General features: G+C 29.3%; 19 protein-coding genes, 1 tRNA gene and 1 rRNA gene. 6 read left to right on the top strand and 15 right to left on the bottom strand.

What is annotated here, in order from left to right; genetic code table 4:
• Positions 1 to 57 precede the first annotated feature (57 nt).
• Positions 58 to 567 (top strand): hypothetical protein, encoded by a 510-nt coding sequence (locus U3G01_RS00200; RefSeq protein WP_255030833.1) that lies wholly within the window; start codon positions 58 to 60, stop codon positions 565 to 567.
• Positions 568 to 829: 262 nt separating this feature from the next.
• Here the strand turns inward: U3G01_RS00200 and U3G01_RS00195 are convergent, their stop codons facing one another.
• On the bottom strand, positions 830 to 1,912 hold the full coding sequence (locus U3G01_RS00195; RefSeq protein ID WP_255030831.1) for a hypothetical protein: 1,083 nt from the start codon (positions 1,910 to 1,912) through the stop codon (positions 830 to 832).
• Between the two features lie 130 nt (positions 1,913 to 2,042).
• Between U3G01_RS00195 and U3G01_RS00190 the strand changes: the two genes are divergently transcribed.
• The 5 genes from U3G01_RS00190 (at position 2,043) to U3G01_RS00170 (ending at position 7,616) form a co-directional block, all read left to right on the top strand.
• Positions 2,043 to 2,882, top strand: coding sequence for a hypothetical protein (locus tag U3G01_RS00190; RefSeq protein WP_255030830.1), 840 nt, complete (start codon positions 2,043 to 2,045; stop codon positions 2,880 to 2,882).
• A 7-nt stretch (positions 2,883 to 2,889) separates the two neighbouring features.
• Positions 2,890 to 3,573, top strand: a complete 684-nt coding sequence (locus U3G01_RS00185; protein WP_255030828.1) for a hypothetical protein — start codon at positions 2,890 to 2,892, stop codon at positions 3,571 to 3,573.
• Between the two features lie 378 nt (positions 3,574 to 3,951).
• On the top strand, positions 3,952 to 4,134 hold the full coding sequence (locus U3G01_RS00180; protein WP_255030826.1) for an IS3 family transposase: 183 nt from the start codon (positions 3,952 to 3,954) through the stop codon (positions 4,132 to 4,134).
• Between the two features lie 765 nt (positions 4,135 to 4,899).
• Positions 4,900 to 6,147 carry an IS3 family transposase gene (locus U3G01_RS00175; RefSeq protein ID WP_255031337.1) on the top strand — a complete coding sequence of 416 codons (1,248 nt, stop codon included), beginning with the start codon at positions 4,900 to 4,902 and terminating at the stop codon, positions 6,145 to 6,147.
• Positions 6,148 to 6,620: 473 nt separating this feature from the next.
• Positions 6,621 to 7,616, top strand: coding sequence for an IS30 family transposase (locus U3G01_RS00170; protein ID WP_255031028.1), 996 nt, complete (start codon positions 6,621 to 6,623; stop codon positions 7,614 to 7,616).
• A 130-nt stretch (positions 7,617 to 7,746) separates the two neighbouring features.
• On the opposite strand, the gene U3G01_RS00165 is transcribed toward U3G01_RS00170, so the two are convergent.
• The 14 genes from U3G01_RS00165 to U3G01_RS00100 all read right to left on the bottom strand — a co-directional run bounded on the left by U3G01_RS00165 (position 7,747) and on the right by U3G01_RS00100 (position 23,096).
• Positions 7,747 to 8,283 (bottom strand): PTS glucose transporter subunit IIA, encoded by a 537-nt coding sequence (locus U3G01_RS00165; RefSeq protein ID WP_326564844.1) that lies wholly within the window; start codon positions 8,281 to 8,283, stop codon positions 7,747 to 7,749.
• Positions 8,284 to 8,286: 3 nt separating this feature from the next.
• A complete protein-coding gene (locus U3G01_RS00160) occupies positions 8,287 to 10,176 on the bottom strand; it encodes a PTS transporter subunit EIIC (protein ID WP_326564843.1) in 1,890 nt (629 codons plus the stop codon).
• A gap of 224 nt (positions 10,177 to 10,400) precedes the next feature.
• Entirely contained in the window at positions 10,401 to 10,670 is a 270-nt protein-coding gene (locus tag U3G01_RS00155; protein WP_069096525.1) for an HPr family phosphocarrier protein, read from the bottom strand.
• Between the two features lie 123 nt (positions 10,671 to 10,793).
• Positions 10,794 to 10,867 (bottom strand) — tRNA-Gly (locus U3G01_RS00150).
• 64 nt (positions 10,868 to 10,931) lie between these two features.
• Positions 10,932 to 11,486 carry a thymidine kinase gene (locus U3G01_RS00145; RefSeq protein WP_010321030.1) on the bottom strand — a complete coding sequence of 185 codons (555 nt, stop codon included), beginning with the start codon at positions 11,484 to 11,486 and terminating at the stop codon, positions 10,932 to 10,934.
• Between the two features lie 82 nt (positions 11,487 to 11,568).
• Entirely contained in the window at positions 11,569 to 12,480 is a 912-nt protein-coding gene (locus U3G01_RS00140) for an ABC transporter permease (RefSeq protein WP_010321029.1), read from the bottom strand.
• Positions 12,480 to 14,198 (bottom strand): ABC transporter permease, encoded by a 1,719-nt coding sequence (locus tag U3G01_RS00135; RefSeq protein ID WP_255031030.1) that lies wholly within the window; start codon positions 14,196 to 14,198, stop codon positions 12,480 to 12,482. Before U3G01_RS00135 ends, U3G01_RS00140 begins: the two co-directional genes overlap by 1 nt.
• A complete protein-coding gene (locus tag U3G01_RS00130; protein ID WP_326564842.1) occupies positions 14,191 to 15,717 on the bottom strand; it encodes an ABC transporter ATP-binding protein in 1,527 nt (508 codons plus the stop codon). The genes U3G01_RS00135 and U3G01_RS00130 overlap by 8 nt, the downstream gene beginning before the upstream one ends.
• A gap of 81 nt (positions 15,718 to 15,798) precedes the next feature.
• A complete protein-coding gene (locus tag U3G01_RS00125) occupies positions 15,799 to 17,115 on the bottom strand; it encodes a BMP family ABC transporter substrate-binding protein (protein WP_255031035.1) in 1,317 nt (438 codons plus the stop codon).
• A 98-nt stretch (positions 17,116 to 17,213) separates the two neighbouring features.
• Positions 17,214 to 17,771, bottom strand: a complete 558-nt coding sequence (locus U3G01_RS00120) for an inorganic diphosphatase (RefSeq protein WP_255031037.1) — start codon at positions 17,769 to 17,771, stop codon at positions 17,214 to 17,216.
• 44 nt (positions 17,772 to 17,815) lie between these two features.
• The gene (locus U3G01_RS00115; protein WP_255031038.1) at positions 17,816 to 18,613 is read right to left on the bottom strand and encodes an MAG0110 family membrane protein; all 798 of its coding nucleotides are present in this window, start codon (positions 18,611 to 18,613) and stop codon (positions 17,816 to 17,818) included.
• Entirely contained in the window at positions 18,603 to 19,457 is an 855-nt protein-coding gene (gene whiA, locus U3G01_RS00110) for a DNA-binding protein WhiA (RefSeq protein WP_255031039.1), read from the bottom strand. The genes U3G01_RS00115 and whiA overlap by 11 nt, the downstream gene beginning before the upstream one ends.
• 77 nt (positions 19,458 to 19,534) lie before the next feature.
• A 5S ribosomal RNA gene (gene rrf / locus U3G01_RS00105) occupies positions 19,535 to 19,640 on the bottom strand.
• 72 nt (positions 19,641 to 19,712) lie between these two features.
• A complete protein-coding gene (locus tag U3G01_RS00100; RefSeq protein WP_255031040.1) occupies positions 19,713 to 23,096 on the bottom strand; it encodes a P110/LppT family adhesin N-terminal domain in 3,384 nt (1,127 codons plus the stop codon).
• Positions 23,097 to 23,105: the final 9 nt, after the last annotated feature.

Genomic DNA, 23,105 nt, shown 5'->3' with positions numbered 1-23,105 from the left:
CCTTGTTTTCTTTATATAAAAAACAACAGCTTAGCAGGGAGTATCAAGACTATATAGTTGAAGCTGGTTTGTGATTATTTGCAAATTCTCGTTGATATTTTAAGAAAACTAATAAAAATTAACAATGCTTCTTACTTGCAGGGGAAGGAAATAAACCCCGAATTGAAACAATTTTTATCTAAAATTATTTATAAAATAAGTAAATTTGAGTTATGATTTGCAACTTTTTGCTTTAGTTTTTCAATTTTAACATTTATTTTACTCGAAATTTTCTTAACTCTTGTTTTTGGTAATAACAATTTTGCTATAGATTTTATCCGAGATACAGGTGCGCTTATAAAAGTTGATAAAAATTATATTGATTTATTGACAATCATTTTAGTTATTATTTTTTCTATTACTATTTTGTTGTTTTTTTCTTTTTACTTTTTTATTTTTTACAACAATAGAAATTTATCGAAAATTTATAGATTGATTTCAAATTCCTTTGACAATCCTATTGAATTAATCACAAAAACTTTTAATAAGTCTTTGTTTGCAATTTATTTAAAAATAAATAAAAAATAATTATTCAAATTGCTAATGGGCTGTCATTTTTTATGCTTTGTGACAAATATTTGTTTATTTTTTCTAAAATGTCCATTTAAAAGATTTGAAAAATTAATTTAGATTGCGTGGGAACTTGACCCTTTATATAACAAATAACCTTAATTCCTAAATTATTATATAATCAATAAAAGAATGTTATAATCTCATTAATAGAATCAACTATTAATGAGATGCTTTGCAAAATAAATGCTTCAACACTTATTAGATTAAAAGTTTTTAATTAGATAAAGACTAAAAGCACAACTAGTTTATATAAAGTATTAAGCAAAAACTCTTGATTGTTACTAGAATAGATTAAAATTTGGTTTTTGTTTAAATTTTCGTTAATTTTATATTTTAACGATAGATCTTTGAAAACTTTTATAAAGGGGAATGACTTATTAATTTCTATAATTTCAGTGTCTCAATTTGGTGAAATTTTTGAATAAAAAATTATATTTTGTTTATTTATCATTTTGAAATTATCAAAGAAAAAATTTACGTTTTCCAAGTAGATTTCATTTGAAGATAATACGTTTTTAGACTTGTTTAGCGAGTTAATTTTACTTATGATATTATATTTGTTCTTCAAAAAATAGTCATTTATAACCATCAAATTATTAAATAAGTTTCTTGAATTCTTATTTAAATAGAAAAGTGATTTAATTTTTTTTGACAAAAACTTATTACCTTCAATGGAATTTATCAATTCAAATTTATATGCATTTTTAGAAAATCAAATTAATTCTATATTGTCTCTTAGAAAAAAATCAAAAATAAAATTATTAATAATAATGCTTAGTAAATTTTTCCTAATAAATGCTCTTGTTTTATGAAATAGCAACTTATTTTTCAAAATAATTTTTAGATCTTGTAAAGTTATAATGATTTTTTGGAAATTTAGATTGTCTGACCCTAAAAAATGATTGGATAAAACTGATGAAATTTGAAATATTTTAACCAAAATAGCATATTCAGGTTTTACAAAATAAAGATTTTTTTTAATTTTTTTGTAAATATTAGGTTTTAAAAACTTTGCCAAAATTATCTCGATAGTTAAATCTAAATTTTTAAATCCAAGTTTTTTAAAAAAAGGTGTGCTTAATTTTACATCTAAATTTTTGTTTTTACTGAGTTCAATCATTAGTTTTTGATTTAGAAACCTTAAACTTTTAATCTTTTTAGAAAAAATTATTAAATCTAAATCATTAGGCTTTCTTTCTAATATCCCATAAGAATTCAGGGCAAAACTTCCTTGCACAACCTTTATTAAATTCTCGTCTTTATTTTTCGCTATATCAACATTATCTAAATTAATTATCATTTTTGCCTCCCAAAAACTCAAGTAAATGTTTAGTATTTTTGATTGAATTTGTCCTAAAAAAAAAAAAAAAAACTTAAAATTATTATTGTATAATTTTAAATGTAATTATAACAACACGGAGGAAATAAAAATGAAAAATCTAGAACTAATCAATCTTTTGAGTTTGGGCAATGTTGTTGTTGCACAGCCTTATGAAAATGCTGATATCAAACTCAAAAATTTAATCTCTAAACTTGAAGCTAATATTTTAGACAAAATTCAAGATGAAGACGCAAAAAACTTGTTAATAAGAGAGTTTGGAAATTCAATAGATTCACTTGACTCGTTTACTTATAAACAATTTAACTATATTTTTAGAGGCAAAGTTTTTAATAATCAAGACCAAAAAAATAAAACTTTTCAAAAACTTCGATCTACAAGCGAAATTTATAAAAAATTTCAAGAATTAAAAAGTAAAAACTCTCGTAGAAGAGTAAGAAGAGCTTTATTTAGCGAATTCCAAAGACTTACCATTGAAGATTGAATTGAACGAATTCAACGGGTGATTGATCAAAATTTAGAATGATCTAAAAAAGCAAGCAGTGATTCCACCGCCTTTGGGGTCGGGGCAGGAGCAACTGGGGTGGCGACAGCCGCTGCTCTTCCTGCGCTAGCAGCATTAGGCCCTGTTGGTTGAATCATAGGTGGATTAGTTGGAGGCGGAGCCGCCGTAACGCAATTAGTTCTTTCAATTGTCGCAACTTCATCAAATTCTCCTTATTATTTAGGTGTTGCACAAAAAATAACAAAGGAACTTGATGATTTAAAAACTGTTTTTCGAACAATTAAGACTTCAAACAATACGTCCTTAGAAAATGAGCTTAAAGAAAAAATTAGAAAAATAATAACTAATATAAATGAATTATCAGGAAATAATATAATAAATTTTGACGATTTTGATATGAGGAGAATACTTTCTTGAGGATATTAATTTTTGAATGAAAGCAATAACTCTTCTTTTTAATTATCTTTTTTTTAACTCGGTGGTTAAATTTATTATCTTTATTACTTTACCTTTAGAAATAGGTTTTCTTATATTCACCACCTCTAACAGCGATCTCTTTATTAATTATTCAACGTCGTCAAGCCAAATTGTTATTTTGGGTTTTATTACGCCATTATCTATTTTATTTTCACATTTTTGAATAAGGTATGTTGTATTTATAAATAAATATAAAAAAGAAGCTATAAATTTAACCAATAATCAATTTGAAGAAAAGTATGAAAAATTATCGTTAAAGCCACGCAGATTTACTATCTTTAATATGATTATTCGTGATATGAAAGATTATCCTAATGAAATTGAATTTAACAAAGAAAAAAAATACTTTTTATTTCAAGTTCATTATAGATTCTTTATTTTGCAAATGATTTTTATGTTTATTTCATTTATCTCCTTACCAATATTAACAGTATTTGTTGGAATTTGGCCTATTAAAACCACTTATTTCAGTATTCACTTTACAGCATATGCGTTAAGTCTCATCACCATTATTATAAGTCAAGTTTTTTTACATAAAATATCAGTTCTACTTATTAAAAATACAATTGAAGCGGTTTATAACAAATACAAAACTTCAATTGCATGGTATTTTATGCCGAAAGTATATATCAAACCGTAGTTTTTAATGTTTAATATATTTGTTTAGACTTTACAAAAGTGGGCTTAATAAATTTATTATTAAAAATTATTTGTATATTTTAGTCAAATAAAGTTAATTTAAAGTAGAAACCGCGAATAACTTCGCGGTTTTTTTGTTGATATTAAATATTTTGTGCTTTAAAGTTAATATGTTTTGATAAAAATTTATTATAAAGCAGCAAAAAAACCATTGTAAACCAGGACAAAAAAATTAACACTAGGGTGATGGCATTTTTGTCCGAGTTTAAGGAGAAAGCTAACACCCAAAGTGTTAGCTTTTTTAAATTTTCAAATGCGACAAAAAGGAGAATACTAATGTCAATACACTTCAAAAATCTATATTGACAAAATAAATAAAATGGCAGGAACTGTTTTATTGTCTCGTGTAGGAAATTCATTAGATAATAGGCAGGCTAAATACTGATTTTCAATTATAAAAAGTGAATGCTTAAACGAGTTAGACTACAGTAAAATAACTTTAGGAGATCTGAAAAAAATAATTGCAGATTATATATTTTGATACAATAACAATAGAATTTAATTAATTTTAAATTGAAAAACACCACAGCAATATGCTATAATGTTAAAATAATATTAAACTATTAATTTTTTTGTCCTGGTTTAGTTTTGGGCGTTTTTAACTTTTTTGGCAAAAGTTAATTACCTTTTTTATTAGTGATTTAATAAGAAGTAAAAGTAAGAATCATACCTATTTCAAATATTCGGGTCAATAGGAACACCACCAAACTGGCAAACTCAAGAAAAATAACTATCAAGGCAAAAACACTGAATTTTAAATCTAACACTCACGAATGAAAAATCTACTCATTAATCAAATAAAACAAACTAAAAAAGCTATAATTTTAGCTTAAAAAGCAAAATTATGAAATTTTTAAACTGCTTTTTTAGTTTGAAACAGCGGCAAAAATCAATTAATGGGTAAAATAACAAAAAACATAAAAAAATACAACTACTATTTAAACTCAATGTAAATAGAAAACTCGTTTTTATTTAAATTGAGCCTAAAAAAACATATGAAGTTTTGAAAGAACAATAATTAAAAGCCATAAATTTGTAGATTTCTAAACGGTCAAATTTAAGGCATTCCATCATATTTAAAAATATAATGAAAAATTCGCATTTTCTGATTTTTTTATGGCAAAAACATAACTAATTCCCCCTTAATTCAATATCAACGATTTATTAATTCATTCTTAGTGATGTTTAATATAACACAATTTTATTTTAGACCAAACATTAAGTTAGTATATTAATTTCAGGCACATTCAAAAAAAGATGTGTCAAAATGAAACAATACAAATTCACAATTGAAGACAAATTTAAATACATCAAAATTGCCGAATCTAAAGGATTGAAAAACGCAATTTTGCAATTTGCAGAAGAATTTAGAGAAATTTATAAAAGCAAATCAAAAAGTAAAAAAGCACATAAAGAATGAATGTTGCATATATATGCTAATAATTTGATAAGAAATTGACAAAAAAAGTTTTATAATAATGATATGAAAAGTTTGATAAGTGTTCGTGGGAAAATCAAATCACCGCGTAAACCAAAAAGGAAATATACAATTAACGATCTTTCTGAAAACGATCGTGAAATTTATCAAGAAATAATGGAGAATGTTCTTAGAAGATACGGGGTTGACCCCGCAATTGTTCTTGAGGAGCTCAAAAAGCGAAAGCAAGAACAAGAAAAAGATAAAAACAAAATCGAAAATTCCACTAGAATTTGTAGTGTTTTCAATATTAATCGCAGTTCGATTTATGAGAAAATAAGGGTAAAAAAACCACCAAAGAAAATGATTTATGATGAAAAATTACTTGAGTGAATTCGTGAAAATTTCATTTTAAATTGAAAAGTTAAAGGGCGCGACGTCCTATATAATATTTACAAAAATCAGGGAAATTATGTATCCACGTACGTGTTTCAAAAACACTACGAATTTTTAGGATTAAAATCACTAGCTTATAAAAGGCAAGGAAAAACAGCGCCAAAAGAGAAAAAGTTTACGCGAATTTGGACTGAAGATCATATCAAAGGTGAATTTAGCTCAGAAAATTTTGGTGAAAAATGGTTTGCTGATATTAAATTTATCAAAATTAACAACGAATGATTTTACCTACACTCAATTATTGAAACAAAATCCAATTACCTGCTAAATTTTTCAATTTCTAAAACTAGATTTTCAGAAGAAACTATAAACTTAGTAAAAGAAACGATCAAAAAGTATAATATTAAACCAAAATTTTTCCATTCAGATCATGGTGTGGAATATGCGAACTACAAATTTGCTAATTTTTTAAAGCAAAATGGTATCCAACAATCAATGTCACCAAAAGGAAATGCCCTTGCAAACCGCCCTATTGAATATTTTTACGCAGTTTTTCAACGCGAATTGCTTAATATTGAGGGCCAAAATTTTGAAAATGTGGCTACCGCTTATCAAAAAATAAGTTCATTTATTGATTGGTATAACAATGAAAGGCCTCAAAGTTGCTTATCATATAAAAGTCCAAGCTCTTATATAAGGTAAATTATTTGTCCAAAATTTTTAAAATGAACATGCTAGAAAAAATTAACAAAAGTGGTGCAATCAAAATCATAGGTAAAAAACTAATTGTCTGAGATTTTTCTACTAATTTATTTAGACCAAACATTTTTTTTTTTTTTTTTTGCAAAAGGTTAATTACAAACTAATAAAAATTAAGATTTTAGCGGCTAAAAACACTTATTGACAGCATTTTTGCATATTTATACTCACTAAAAAGTGAATTTTTGCCAACGAATGACAAACTCAGATATTTGCTTAGACTTTAAGAAAATAGAAATAAACTTTAACAAAAGGCGCTTAATAAATTTAGTATTGAAAATTATTGTATATTTTAGTCTAAATTTAATTTAAAGTAAAAACCGCGATTAACTTCGCGGTTTTCCTAAATAGAAGATAAAAATGCAACATATAGTATAATAATATTATTGTTGCATTTTTTTTTATTTAGGAGCATCATGGAAAAAAGAAAATTTAAACATTTTAGTTTCGAAGATTTAGTAAAAATTGAGTTTTTATTGCAGAACAATAAAAGTATTAGATATATCGCTAAACAACTTAATGTTTCGCCTTCAACTGTTTCAAGAGAAATTAAAAGAAATCTAAATGAATATGGAATTTATGAAGCTAATTTAGCAATAACAAAAAGACGAAAAAGATATTATCATAGGTATTATTTTAAATTTGTTGAGTTAGGAAAATATGAGGAGTTTAGCAAAATTTTTGCACTAAAATATGACAAAAAAGTCCATGGAGTTAAAGCAACATATTTTTATATAGCTGAAAATTTTCCGAACATTGAAAGACCATCTTTAAAGACCGTTTTTAACTGAATCAAAACTAATAAATGGGTAATAGTTAGGAGTGACAGACTCAGAAAATATTACAAAAAAGGCGGAAAAAGAACAAGAAATGTCGTGCAAAGATTAGTTCCAGAAGGTTATGTAAAGCCCATTTGAGCACGTGATAAATCCATAGATTCAAGGCAAGATTTTGGACATTGAGAGCTAGATTTAGTAGTTGGCAAAAAAGCTAGCGGACACGATAATATCCTAACCCTAGTAGAAAGAAAAACTAGAAAATTATTTGCTAAAAAAGTGCGAAACAAAAATCCCAAAACCATCAATAAAGCAATCAAAGATCTTGCAAATGAAAATAATTTACATATCAAAACTATCACTTGCGACAATGGAATTGAATTTGAGGAAATTGCAATATTGGCATATTGATTAAAAGTAATAATTTATAAAGCAGAACCATATGCTTCATTTCAAAGAGGTTCTAATGAGCATGCCAACGGATTAATTAGAAGGTTTTATCCAAAAGGTTTTGATTTCAACCTAATCAGTGATGATGATTTACAAAAAACAATCAGTCAAATTAACTCAATGCCTAGAGAAATTTTTAATTGAAAATCCGCTTTAGAGGTTTTTAATGATAACATGGTGATTTAACATTTAAAAAAAAATCGCCAAACGGCGATTTTAAAAATACGTATGTGTTGCATTTATATTTTTAATTTGGGAAACCGCGATTAACTTCGCGGTTTTTTTACAAAAATATTCTAAAATTTAGAGACCAATTTTATTGTTTTTTGACTGGTAGTGATTGACCAACTAGCATTGGGAGTTGATCAATGTTTTGTAAAGGAACTTTAAATTCGAATTCTTTTTTATCTGACTCGTGAAGAATAACAACGATAATATCGGTGTTTTTTATTTCTGATTGAGTTAAATAATCAAGATCAACACTAGCAACTTTATCTCCAACACTAATATCTTGGCCAGCTTCAACAAAAACCTCAATTCCTTTACCTTGAAGTTCGACAGTATCAATTCCGATGTGAATTAAAACTTGGGTTTTATTATCTTTAGAAGCAAATCCAATTGCGTGTTTGGTAGCAAAAACCATTTTAATTTGACCATTAATTGGTGAAAAAATGTCTTTTTTACCGGTGTTTCCAACACGAATTGCAAAACCTTTTCCTAATTTTTCTTCAGAAAATACGCCGTCTTTTACTTGTGCTAATTCAATTAATTCACCTGTTGCTGGAGAATAAATTTCTTCTGGCAAGTGGCAAGTTTTGTTTTGGCACTTAGTCATTTCAACTTTTTCTGGCATAGGTTAAGCCGGTTTGTTTTTCAAAATTGCATCAATTTCGTCTTGAGACAGAGCTTTAATTAAATCACGTTGGGAATTAATTTTTGCATTCATTTGCTCAGCGATTGGACCTAAAATTGCCTGAACATGGTGTTGTCCTTCAACTTTTATAGCAACAACGCCGGCAGCTTTTAATTTTTGTTCGTCAACAAGTGATAAGTCTTTAATGTCATAACGAAGACGTGATGCACAATTATTAAAATTGGTAATATTATCAATTCCACCATATCCATCAACGATCGCAAGAACTTGTGGGTCAACTGATGAGGCAGATTTTGATTTATCTTTACGTGCTAAATAATCAGATTTTGTAAATAATTTGGTATTTGTTCCTCTTCCAGGAGTTTCAAGGTTTTTCCATTTGATAACAAAAAGGAAAACAAAGTAGTAAATTGGTACATAAGCAAGCCCTACTACTAAAACTCACCAGAAATTAGTACCTTTTTGGACAGGAACGGCTCCGTAAATTAAAAGGTCAAGAACTCCGCCTGAGAAGGCCATTGGAATGTGAACTCCAGCTAAATTCGCAAACATGAAGGAAAGTGCCATCATAAATGCGTGGAATCCTCAGAAAAGTAGTGGAGATAAGAATAGGAATGTAAATTCAATCGGTTCTGTAACACCAGTTACAAATGAGGTTGCTGCTGCTGGAATAACAGTTCCTGCGGCAACTTTACGATTTTCTTTTGGGGCTGCCATAATCATGGCCGCTGCTGCTGCTGGAAGACCGAACATCATTCCTGAGAATTTACCGTCAGCAAATCTACCTACTTTGAAACCATGGTTTTCTAAAAAGGTAAATAATGGAATTGAAAATTCTTTGCCATCAACGGTATAATCTATTGTGTTAGGAGCTCCTAATAAAGTAAGTGAAGCTGTTGAGTCACCAACATATTTATCACCATTTTCACGGATGGCAATTAAAATATTTTTAAGTGAATCACCAGGAATTGTTTGTGCTTTAGCAACTACCTCGAAACCACCGCCGTCACCCGCCTTTGAAACAACTTCAATTCCTTGACCAAGAGCTCATTCAGTGATAGTTGCACCTGCGTCTCCACCGGCTGATGAAAATCAAAGTGGCGCGTAGAAAACATGGTGTAGACCAAAAGGAATTAATGATCTTTCGATGTAACCAAAGATAAATGACTCAAATCCATAAGGAACTTTTGCAAGTGAGGCACCAAAGAGGTTAAGTACAATTCCTATTCATGGTCAGAAAATTAGGAAAACAAAAGCTAAAAGTGCCATTACTGGAATTGTAACTAATGCAACAAATCTTTTACCACCAAAAAATGAAATCATTTGTGGTAATTCAATTGTATGAAAGCGATTATATAGATATTGAACAGTAAGTCCAACAGCTATTCCTCCAAAAACTGATGTTTGAAGCGCCCTAATTCCGAGAGCAGCGCCAACAAGGCTTTTTAATCCGGCTGGATCACGTCCTGCACCAGAGAATAAAATAGTAACCCCATTTTCAACATCAGTAATAAAGACTGATTGAATGCTTGAGAAAACAAGATATCCGATTACTGTTGCAAAAACAGCCACACCGGCGTCATCAGTAAAGGCAATAACAAAGGCAATTGCAAATAAAAGCGGTAAACCGCCAAAAATAGGGTCACCTAGGGCTTGGATAAAGTCCCCAAATTGTTTAAGTGACGCGGATGAGGCATTACTTGCAATCGCAGCACCAACTCCTAAGAACAGACCAGCAATGGACATAACTGAGATTGGTAGCATAAAAGCGCCAGATATTTTGGACAAAATTTTACGCATTTTCCCAACACCAGAGTTGTTAGTGCTCTTTCTTGTTTTTTCACTGAAAACTGATTTAAGTGAAATGGACATTTTTCTCCTTTCTTTTTTTTGTATATATAAAATAATTAATTTGATAAATTGATAACGCAAAAAATCAAATTAATTACCATAATTTTACATTATTTTATAGGTTTTGCTAGAAAATAATTGAAAAATATATTTTTTTATAGTTTTTTACAAAATTTAGCAAAACCTGTCAAAAAAATTAAAAAAACCGACAAAACGTCGGTTTTTTTATGTGGGGTTTTTCTGAATTATTCAAGAATTAATTTTTCGGCAATAATTAATTCTTTGATCGCTTTTGCAGCTATAATTTCGTCTTCACCTGAAACTTCAATGGTAAAATTTGATCCCATTTTAATTCCAAGAGCCATTATGTTCATAATTGATTTGGCATTACCTGATTTTTCACCAGATATGATTTTAATTTGTGATTTGAATGTTGTCGCTAATTTTGCAACTTTTGAAGCAGGGCGGGCATGAAAACCAAGTTTATCTATTACTGTTCCTGAAATTATTTCCATTTTGTTCCTTTTTTAAGAAATTAAATCTTTTATAAATTATACATTATTTTTTTAAAATAATGTATAAAATGTTAATAAAAAAAGCGCTTTCGCGCTTTTTTTGAGAATTTGGACAACCTGATATGGAGCAAGTGAAGGGAATCGAACCCTCACAGTCAGCTTGGAAGGCTGAAGTTCTACCATTAAACTACACTTGCACTAGCAAAAAATAATTTTACCACAAAATTTTGAATTAGTAGAAAAAATATTTTTTTTTTTTTTTTATAGGTTATGGCAGGCGCGACAACGCGCCTCGTATTCGGCGCTATCACCAATTAAGTTTTGTTTTTCTGATTTAACAAGACGGGCCGATGTTGTTGCGGCACGCTTACAAATTGTACAAACTGCTTGTAATTTAGTGACATTTTCGGCAATTGCCATTAAATTTGGTAAAACACCAAAGGGTTTACGACGAAAATCCTGGTCAAGGCCGCTGACAATCACACGAATTCCTTTGTTTGCAATTTTATCCAAAAAGGGGATAATATCTTCGGAAAAAAATTGAATCTCGTCAATTGCAATTGCTCCATATTTATCTTTTGCAAATAGATCTTTTATTTCTTGAGTTGTTTTAGCGCTAAAAGTTGGAATTCTTAGACCTGAACGCGAAACAATTTCACAATCAGAAAAACGGTTGTCAATTAAAGGTTTTATTACTAAAATCTTAATATTTGCATAAGTTAGAATTTTTATTCTTTTGATTAGTTCATCAGATTTTCCTGAAAACATTGGGCCGGTAATAACTTCAATAATACCTTCGAAAAATTTTTTGTACATAATAAAACCTTGAAATATTTTTTTCGTGAGTAGCTATTTTTATTTTTTAATAAGGAGTTAGAATTATACTATAAATTATTATTTATTTTAAAGATTTGTCATAAGGTATTCCGAGTGCTTTTGGCGCTAAATCTTTTCTTGAAGTAAGACCTAGAATTAAAATTGTAACTAAATATGGTGCAGCTTCAATAATTGCTAAAAAGTCACCAAAATTTCCGGCTAAGCTAATTGAAATTGTGTATAAAAATGAAAAAATTAAGCTGTAAATTACAATTAAAATTATTTTTCAACGGCCCATTATTAAAATTGTTAAAGATAAAAATCCTAGCCCCTGAACATCGCCTGTAAAAGAAGATCCTAGATACTGGAAATAAAAAGCACCAGCGGTTCCTGCAATTAAACCTGAAAGAAAAACTCCTAGTCATTTCATTCTATTGACATTAATTCCGGCTGCAGCAACGGCGTGTGGATTTTCACCAACAGCCGAAAATCTAAGACCAAATTTTGTTTTGGAAAAAACAAACCAAGTTACAAAAATTAGTGCTGTTACAATTAGTAATTTTAGTGAAAAAATGTTTAAAAATGTTCTATGTGGACCAAAAGCAAGTTCATTTACCGGAGACTCAAAGCGACTACTGTTTCCATAAATTTTAAGCAATGCAAATGCAATTGCTGGCGCCAAAATGTTAAGCGCCACACCTGAGATAATATGATTTCCTTTCAGTTTTATCGTTAAAAACCCATGTAATAACGAAAATAATCCTGAAAAAAGCGCTGCAAGTGGGATTAAAATTAATTGCATCGCCATGTTTGAAACATCAAAGAGAATTGAAAAAAGACCATAAACTGTAGCCCCAATAATCATAACTCCGTTAATTGCGATGTTTACAACCCCAGCTTTTTCACTATAAAGTCCGGCTATAGATCCGGTTGTTATTATTGAGAAAAAAACAAAGAAAAGCGCTAAAATTGGAATAATTGTTTCTAAAGTCATTATTTTTCCTCCGTTTTTAAAGGTTTTTTAGCTTTTTGGTCTGCTTTAAAATTTTCAATGATTTCAGATTTTAGACTACGAAACTGAAGGTGATGTTCAATAAGTTGCTGTCAAAAGGCGTTAAAATTATTTTTAGCATCAAAATAACCTAATTCATTTAGTTCGATATTTAATTTACGCCTTTTTTGGTTAATTTGCTCAAAAAAGGCTAATTTTTCCTCAACATTTTTCGACTTAAGCGCAGAATCTAGTCCAGATTTGTTTTTTAATTCGCTCTTTTTTTGCTTTCAAATTGCGACGTTGTCATAATTCTTAATTTTTAAGTATGCTCTTTTTAGTAGAAAAAGTTTAATGTTTGTTTTTTGAATTTTTATGTAAATTCAAAAAATATTTACTTTTTGGTCTAAAAATAAAGTTAAAAGTTCTGCCTTAATATTTTCAAATTTAGTAATTTCTGTTTGCAAATTCCTAATTTTTTCCTTTTTTTCAGCTTTTATGAGCAATAAACTTAAATTACTGTAGGCAGAAGTTGGTGGCTTTATATTTGCATTTTTTGCATTTTTAGCACTGAAAAATCGGCCTGTCCTAGATAAGTATCAAACATTCATCGTTCATTTTAGAGGTTTAAAATGAACGAAAATAACGGATATAGCTGATAAATACACTATAATTCCAATAATAATTTGTGTTGTTTGTTGATTTAAAGCGATTGAATGAGCCTCAAGTGCGTTTGTTCCAATTAGAAGAACTGAGTAAAAAAATGATATTGGAATTATTCCAAAAGGTGAATTAAAGGCTAAAAGCGCTAATAAAATAGCATCAAAACCTTCTCGTGGCATTCCAGCCTGAAGTGTAAAGGATCTTCTGTAAAAAACATACCAGGCAAAACCGGCAATCCCGCCGACAATTCCTGAAAAAGTCATTACTGCTATAGTTGTTTTTTTGTTATTAATTCCGGCATAATTTGCAGCATCTTTATTTTGACCAGTAATTTTTATTGAAAGGCCAATTGAAGTTTTTTGCAAAACAAACCAAATTAAAAATGCAAATAATAATGATAAAAATAACATTATTATTGAAAAATTACGGGTTAAAAATATTGATGTTAAAAATGACAGCTCGTTTATACTTTGTGAAGTTAGTGTTGTGGTTTTAAATCCGATATCAAGACTTGTTGATGTAAGGAAAAATTTACCAATAAAAAAAATTAATCAATTTAATAAAATTGTTGAAATAACTTCATTTATTTTCAAATAAGATTTAAGAACACCAACTAGCGCGCCCAGAATTCCGCTTACTAAAATACCTAAAAGTGCGGCTATTAATAACCGAGCATAAATATTAATTGATGTTAAATTTAAAACAATCATCAAGGAAACTATCCCTGAGATCATCATTTGCGCTGGAAGACCGATATTAAATAATCCCGATTTAAAAGGAATTGCAATTGCAATACTAGCAAAAATGAAAATTGATGTAATTAATAGCAAATTTCTGATTTCATTTCAAGCAAAAGCAATCTTAAAAACAATAGTATAATAAACTTGAAGCGGATTGTATCCAAATGATCAGATAAAAATAAATGAAACTAAAATTCCAAAGAAAATTGCCCAAAAAGTAGATAAAATTTTTTCAGATAAACTTTTAGAATTGTTTTTTTCTAATTTTTTTCATAAAAAATTATAAAAAATAGAAAAATTAATTTTTTTCTTAATCATGATTTAAACCTGCCATTAGTTTACCTATTTTATAACGATCAATTTCATTTGCAAAATATTTTTTAGAAATTTGTCCTTTATTGATAACGCAAATTGTATCAGCTAGCGCTAAAACTTCATCAAGTTCGTATGAAATGAGTAAAATTGTTTTATTTTTGCTTTTTTCTTCAAGAATTTTTTGATGAACTAAATTTATTGCCCCTATATCAAGTCCGCGAGTTGGCTGAACTATTAAAAGTACTTCGTGATCAGTTAAAATTTCGCGTCCTAGAACAAATTTTTGCTGGTTACCTCCAGATAAAAGTCGGGAATTTTTTTGGCCAGTTTTATCACCTCTTACATCAAAAAGTTCAACAATTTTAGCATATAATTCTTGAACTTTTTGAGTTTTTATATATTTTTTTGAAACATATTTTTGATTTCTCATGTTTCTTATTATTGAATTATCTAAATTTGGTAAATCTAAAACTATTCCGTATTTATGGCGATCGCTAGGAACATAAGAGATTAGACCAAAACGAGAAGAAACACTTGAATTTTCTAAGTTTATAGGTTCGTTATTTTGGTTATAAACCAAAATTTTACCTGTTGAATGAATTAGTCCTGAAATTGCAAGTTCGACTTCGAGTTGACCGCTACCTTCGATACCTGCAATTGCAAAAATTTCGCCTTTGTGAATTTCAAAGTTTAAATTTTCGATTTTTTTATCAAAAGAAGCGCTAAGATTTTCAACTTTTAATCCCACTTGTGTGAAATCTTTTTTAAGTAAATTTTTTGAGCTAACAACTTTTTTACCAACCATTGCCGAAGTCATCTCGGAAATACTGATGTTTTCGAGACTATCAAAGTTAGCAACTACTTCGCCATGACGTAAAACGGTCGCAGAATTTGCAACTTGTTTAACTTCAGATAATTTATGTGATATAAAAATTATTGTTTTACCATTTTTAACAAAAAATCTTAAAATATCTAAAAAGGAATCAATTTCTTGAGGCGATAGAATTGCTGTCGGCTCGTCAAAAATTAAGATATCTGAGTCTCGATATAAAATTTTTATAATTTCAATTTTCTGTTTTACAACCACAGAAGCATCGCCAGTTTTTTGGTCTAAATCAAATTCAATATTGTAAATTTCTTGTATTTTTTTTATTTTATGACGGGCAGATTGTCGATTTAGAACACCACGATGGGCAAATTCCTGACCTAAAATAATGTTTTCAAAATTAGTATAAGCATCAACTAGTTTAAAATGTTGGTGAACCATTCCTATTCCCAAGTCACTTGCGCGATTAGGGTTGTCGATAAATGATTGTTTTCCGTTTACTTTTATCTGCCCCTCATCTGGTGTATAAATTCCAAAAAGAGTGGACATAAGTGTCGATTTTCCGGCACCATTTTCGCCAATTAGTGCATGGATTGTGTTTTTTTTAACTTTAAAGCTAATGTTTTTATTAGCAAAAAAGTTGCCAAATTTTTTTGAAACACCGATAAACTCAATTACATTTTCTTCTCTTAGCATTTAACTAAATGTTACCAAAAAAAATTAAAAAATCCAGACAAAATAGCCTGGATTTTTTCTTGGGCTTAAAAAGCACTGAAATTATTTATTAATTTCAGAAACAAGCTTATTAATTCGAGTTTGTTGATCTTTGTCCATCTCTGGAATGGCTAATGTTTTACGAATATCGGTTGAGTTTGCTGTTTTTTGGTCAAAATGTTTTTTTGCATCTTCGATTGCTTTATCGGCTAAAGTTTTATCTGAATCTGGTAGGGTTGAATCGGCAATGTCCACAAATTTATCCTTATATCCAAGTTTTACAAATGCATTTTTTTGAGATTGAACAAATCCGCCTAAATATTTTGAACTTGATTTTTTAGTATATAGATCGGCAAGAACTGAAAAAAGTGAATATCCTAAATTTTTCAAAATTGATGTGAAAAATCTTCTTCGCGCATTTGTATAAACAAGTGACTGATCAGTATCAACCCCTATTAAAAAACGGTCATGATCTCCTGCAGCAATATCTGCAAAAATTCCTGTTAGTGGGCCAGCCACTGCTAGCAATGTTGAAGGAGAACCATTTGCCGCTAAACCTTCAAGTGTTTGTTTGCTTGTTGCATTGACAGCAAAATTTGTATCTAATTTGATTGTATCAGCGGTAATTTTAGTTTTTTTGGTAGGATTTGCGGCATTATATGCTTTAATTCCGGTCAAATATCCAGCAATAAAGTCAGTAACAGCGGCAAAAGCTCCACCACCTACGGTTATTGCAGAACGTTTGTTTGCATCATTTGGATATTTAGCGGCTAAAAATGCTGCATTTGCATAACCTGCAAGATATCCTGCTTCTTCAGTTTTATAATTTAAACCGATGTATTGACCTTGTGGAATTACATCATCCAAACCAGATAAGTCAATTCCAATAACAATGATTTTTTTACTAGTAAATGATTGTTTATTTTCTGGAACAGCAAGTCAAGTTTTTAGAGCATCAGTGTGTTGAAATCCAGAAAGAACTCAAATATTTTTATTTGTGTTAATTAAGGAATTATATTTTTGTGATAAAGTGTCAGTACTACTATCAACCGCGGTAATTTCCGCACCTGTTATTGCAGCCATTTGTTGAATCGCTTCTCAACTTGACTGATTAAAAGATTTGTCAGTAACAGTTCCATCAGCTGTTACAATTGCGATATTCATTGCAAAATGTTTGGAAGGATCTGATTTTGCTGCACTTATTTCATCTTTACGGGATGAAACTAAATTAGAAATTTTGGAAACATCAGTAATGTTTTGTGTTTGTCCTGAACCAGGAGTTTTATCTCCGTTATTATGACCACAACTAGCAATAATTCCAATTACAGAAACTGGAAAAACTAGACCTAGTTTTAAAAACTTGTTTCACTTAGTTTTCATATTCTCCTCTAAAATTTTAATAATGTTTTTTTGTTGTTTTGTTATTATAACATAAAAAAAAACATTTTTTTGCATGTTGACAAAAAAACGTTTTTTGATTATTTTTGATATTTTTCTGGGAATTTTTCTTGCATTGTTTTAAGAAAATCTTCTTTTGAATAATGATGAAAATCTTCATAAAGTTTAGTGCATGTTTCAAATTCTTTAATCGCCTCGTCAAGAGAGATAAATTTTGAGACTTTTGTAATTCCGGGACGTTTTCAATTTTTATAATTGCTAAAAAAATAATGAATTGAATCTAATCACTCTTGAGGTAGACCGTCCATTGAATTAATATGATCTAAACGATAGTCATCATCATGAACTGCAATTAATTTTGTGTCTATCTCGCCGTCATCTATCATTTCAAGGGCACCTAAAATTCTAGCATTTAGTTGTGATCCGGGTAAAAATTTTTGGCTAGAATAAACTAAAACATCTAATGGATCCCCGTCTCAATCTAGTGTCTCAGGAATGCTCCCATAGTTAGCTGGATAAACAAAATCGCCATGAAGAATTCTATCAACAACTAATTTTTTAGTTTTGGGATCAATTTCATATTTGATATTTGACCCTTTCTCAATCTCAATGTCAACTAAAATTACTGTTTTTTGCATAAAATCCTTAAAAAATATTTGAAAATAGAGCTAAATTATATATTTTAACGTCTGCTCAAAAGTCTTAATATTTGAATGACTAAACGAAGGAAAGAAATATATAAACCAAGTGCATTTGCGATTCCCAATCTTAAAAAAACACGTTTAATTTCTGTTTCACTATTGTAATGGGTCAAAATTACAGATGATTGATTTCTGATAATTCAAAACTCATATCCGATCATTCCTAATGTAACTGTAATAGCGACAAATGAGTATAAGGTTTCTACAAATGAAGAAAAAACAAAATAGGAAACAAATAAAAGAATTAATTCAATAAAAACACCAATCAAAATTAAAGGTAGAAGTTTACCAAAATTGATAACTTGGAAATAACCTAAAATTCCAATTAGGGCCATTATACCACCAGCGCCACCAATTGCTATCATTACATAGTTACCTTGTCCTAAGGCTATTTGACTAGCGAAGATCAGCGGAATAAGGAAAGAATTAGCCAATACAAAAACAAAATAGAGCAAAACAAGAACAATTGTTGGCGGGTTATCGGCTAATGCTCATCTATTTATATAATATGACAACCCAAAATTTACTACAATAAGTAAAAGAAAAAATATTAAAAGTCCAGTAAACCTTGATGTAATACCGGCAACCATTCTTAAATAAATAGCAAATAATGAGTCTATTGATAAAATTGCAAACGTAATTAAACCAACAAGTAAAATTGCTATACCTAATCACATAATGGAAAAAGACAACAATTTATTTGTTAATTTTTTTGTAGCTTCATCCGCTCGGCTATAAGCACGATAATCTTTGCGGTCAAAAAAAATATTATTGTGCATTTTTCACTCCTTTTTCTAAAATTTTATTAGATTTAACAAGCCAATAGTTTAGGCCTGCTTTTGTTCTAATAATATTATACTCTTTTTTTAGAATTTTACAAATTTCTTGTAAACTTAATTCAGGATTTTTTTGACGGATCTCGAAAAAAATTAATTCTTGGTCGCTAAATTTCGATGTTAAATTGTTTTCTTGAATTAATTTTCATTTTTTAATAAAGTTTGTCGATGATTCACTTATTTTTTTGGCATTTTTTATGTCAAAATTTGTGATTCGGTTTGCATTAAGATAATGATCACGTTCAATTCTCAAAATTTCTAATCTTGAAGCTTGTTCAAGTGCGCCGATAGCCATTAAAAAATAAATTATTTCATTAACTTTTTTTAAGTAAATTTTTAAGCGGTTCTGGTAAAAAATTTGCTTAAAAGTGAATTCTAATTGATTTTGGCGCAAAATATTTAAAACTTTTTCACATTTTGATTTATCTAAAAATGAAATTTCAAGGTGGTAAGATTTTGACCCTAAGGGTGAAATCGAACCTCCGCCTATGAAAAGTCCGGCAAAAAAATATTGGATATTTTCAGGTGTTTTATCAATTTTAATTAATTTTCTCTCAATACAGATCCAATTTTTGTTTTTCTTAGTTTCTGAAAAATTTAATTGAAATTTTCGAAAAATTTCAATTAATCGAGAATTAATTTCATTTTTGTTAATTCTTAGTATAAAATAGCTTGGATCATCATCTAGTGATGATGAAAAAATTAAACCTTTAACTAAGGAATTAAATTTTGGTCGAGTTAGTCGATTTGCTAAAATTTCAAGTTTTGCTTGTTGACTGAAAGTCATAATTTAACTCTTTTTTGGCTATTTTTAATGGTTTTTTGTTATTTTAACGGTTTTTTTATTTATTCAAGAAAATAAAAAAACAGTAACTCCCTATTTTCCTATTTCTAGTATCGTCGGCGTAAAAAGGCTTAACTACTGAGTTCGGAATGGGTTCAGGTGATCCCTTTTGCTATTGTTACTGTTATGTTTATAATTATATCACAAAAAAAATTTTTGTGCAAAATATTTTTTTTTTTTTTTTTACAGGCAGGAAAACTAACTAGTTAGTTCCTTAATAAATGCATTTGTAAGAACTTGAGAGATTGACTCTTGGTCTGCAAGATCCACAGAATCATAAATTGCTAAACCACGAACAGTTACTGTAGAACCAGATTTGTCTGCTGGGTTTGGACCTAAATAACTTCAATCAAGGTGGCCATTAAATAATCCAGGATTTGTGTCTTCTAAATTTAAATTAGATACGATTTTTTGAGAAAGTGGGTTACGAGAAGAACTTAAAGTAAATGTGTAATTAGTATCTTTTTTAGAAATAGTTAAAAATAATAAGTCATCTTCTTTAAGTAAATCAAAATTAGCGTTTTGATTAGTTAGGTTGATATTTTTTTGAGAAAAAACATCAAAATCTAATGGTGCTATGTTACTTTTTTCAAGTTTAGACAGGTTATCTTTAATTTCGAAAAGTCCTGCTGCATTACCTTGAACACCAGAAATTAGACCAACTATTGGGATGGCCATTTCACCTGAGGCTGCTTGAGAACCATTTTGGTCTAAACCAATTACTAAAGTCTCTTTATTATTAAAATTAAGTTTTGAAATAAATAAACCTTTACCATCCTTAGATGAAAGTAAATGAGTTTTTTTGTTTTTAGTAATGTTTTTTAGACTAAAAGCTAACATTACCACACCATTTTTAAGAGCTGGTTGGCTACCATTTCCTAAAATTACAGGTTTTTTTAGTACGATTCCATCTTGTGGATTGGCGGTGTTTTGAACAGGGGTTGAAGGTGTTGTAGCGGTAGCTTCGCTAGTTTGAGTTGTTTCCGCAACCGGCATTGAAACTGAAGTTGACATTGAAACTTGTTCTTCCGCATCCTCTTCTGTTTCTTCGTTCATTTTACTATTTAGTTCAATTTCAATATCAGTTCGATTTAATGACGAGATTTTTGAAATGGTTCCATTTTCAGTTTTTTGATTTTTTCTAAAATCAAAAAGAACTAGTGGATTATATTTAACTAAATAATCATAAGACTGATTATCTTCAAGATTTTGAATTGAAAAAATTAATTTTGCTGGTTTTGCTGTAGTTTCTCCAGTTGTTTTTGGATTAAAACTCATAACTACATCAATTTGGTTGCTAGAATTTTTAACAACTTCATAAGAAATATCAGAATTTTCTAATTCTGGATAGTTAGATTTTTGTAAAAATGACCAAAGTTTAATACCTAAACCATCTATAGTTTCAGTTTTTTCAGGTGTTTGGGTTTGGGTTGGTGTCTCTTGAGGTGAATCCTGAAAAGCAGAAGCTTGCACAGGAGTTGCGGGAGCGGCGGAGCCTGTTGCTGCAGAGCCGCCAGCGCCTGTTGATCCATCAGTTGCTGGTTGGGAATTTCCTTCTGTTGAAGCCGGAGGTTGAGAAGAGGCTGGAGGTGTGGTTGAAGCTTGATCTGAATTTGAAGGTTGATTTTCTGCTGGTTTTTCTACTTTTTCTTCAGATTTTTTCTCAGGTTGAGGAAACATTGCTGAATATTTTTGTTTGTATGCATCTAATTTAGCAACATCCTCTGGTTGGACTCCGTGATCTAAAAAATAAAGTTTTCTAGCAACTTCATCAAATGTTTTTTGTTGTTTAGCATCTTCAACAACTTCTGAAACTAGAGATTTAACGTATTCTAAAGTTAATTTTGGACCATTAGGATTTTCTTTGAATTCAAAAGTTCTAGCTAGAGGATTAAAGTTTTGAACTTTTGGATCTTGAAAATCAATCTTGTCTAAATTTGAAAAGTCAATTTGTGAATTTCGTTGTAAAGCGGAATTTAAAAGTTTTCGCTGATTTTCATCATAATCGAGTTGAACTTCAAAATTAGATTTTGAAGAACCAAGATCAACTAAAACAAATTTAGAATTACTTCCTTTTCCTAATGTGGCAAGTGAAGATTCAAGAACTTGTGGATAATTTGACTTAACAAATTCACTTTCAAGGTAAGGAGCTTCAATATTTAGTTGTTTTTTTATTTGAAAATCAACTTCAAAAGAAACTTTGTTTTCCTTTAAAAGTTTATCTTTTTGCTCTTGAGATAAATTTTGCGCTAAACCAATTGAATTAATTTCAACAATATAGCCTTCAAGTCCAGGAATTTGGATTGTATTTAATTTTCAATCAAAAAAAGAATTAAAATCCTGAGGGTTAATTTGAACTTTTTCGGTTGTAGCTTGTGAATTTTGCCCCGAATCTTGGAAAAGTTGGGTTGAAACTTGATTATGTCGTCCATTTTGTTGAGAGTTTTGCGTAATTCTGCTCAAGACTTTGGCGAGATTAACGGGGTTATTATCGGTTTTGTAAATAGTTTGAGCCAAACTTAGATTATCTTTAACAAGTGCAAGTTGAACAAAAGGTTTTAATTGAATTACATCACTAAATTGTGAAAGAATTTGTTGCTCGACACTTTTGACATCAGCACTTAATTTTTTAATTCCTAAAATTGGAAAGTCAAATTCTTTGACAATTTTTCCGGTTGGGTCAATTAATTCAAAAGAAATTGAAAGAGTTCCTGCTTTATCGTCATGATTTTTGAAAACCAAGTTTTTAACATTCATCAAGCTATCAACTCTTTTGGTGTCTGACTCACCTATCATAACAATTTTTTCTTGTTTAGCTTTTTGGTTTTCAACTGTTTTTGGGGACAAAACATAACCTTTTTCCAAAATTGTTGGTAAACCTAAAGTGTTGACCAAATTATAAGTTAAGCCATTTTGAAATAAAGCATTAGAAAATGCTTGAGTTTTTGAGCGTGATATTTTATATGAAGCTTGAAAATCATTATCCAGTTTAAAAGCAACTTCAGAAGCTGTTAAATTAGAACTTTTTGTTGCAGAAAGTTCTAATTTTGATTTTTCAAGATCAATTTGGAACCCAACTAAATCTCCATCAGCTTTATCGCTTTGAGCAAAACCTTTAAGATCAGTTTGTTTTGAATAAGTAAGTTTGAATTGATCTGAATGAGCATAAACTACAACATTTTTTACTTCGCTACCAGAAGCAGTTGCTTTTTCAATATCTAAAACTACACGGAAATTGTGCTTAGTAATTGGGCTAAAATCATATGCTTTTAAAAAATTGAAAGCATATGAAGGATTGTTAGCTAAAGCAAGCGCTGTTTTTGCTGATAAATTTTTATATTGATCATGCAATTTTAGATTATTAAGAGCATTAATGAAATCTTCTTCGCTAAAAGTTGTCTGAGTTTTTAGATCCACAACCTGATTTTTATCAACATTTCCAAAAATTTGTGAACTATATGAACGCTCAAAAATTGTTAGACCAATCGGAACTGCAACAATTGTTGTAAGAATTGCTGTAATTGAAAAACCTGTTGAAATTATTGTTTTCGCATTTTTTATTTTGTTTATTTTATTAAGCATCTTTTTCTA

It is taken from the genome of Mesomycoplasma ovipneumoniae, from assembly GCF_035918255.1.
In the GTDB taxonomy this organism is placed as follows: Bacteria; Bacillota_I; Bacilli_A; order Mycoplasmatales; family Metamycoplasmataceae; genus Mesomycoplasma; species Mesomycoplasma ovipneumoniae_A.
This window is presented reverse-complemented; position numbering and strand designations above follow the sequence as displayed.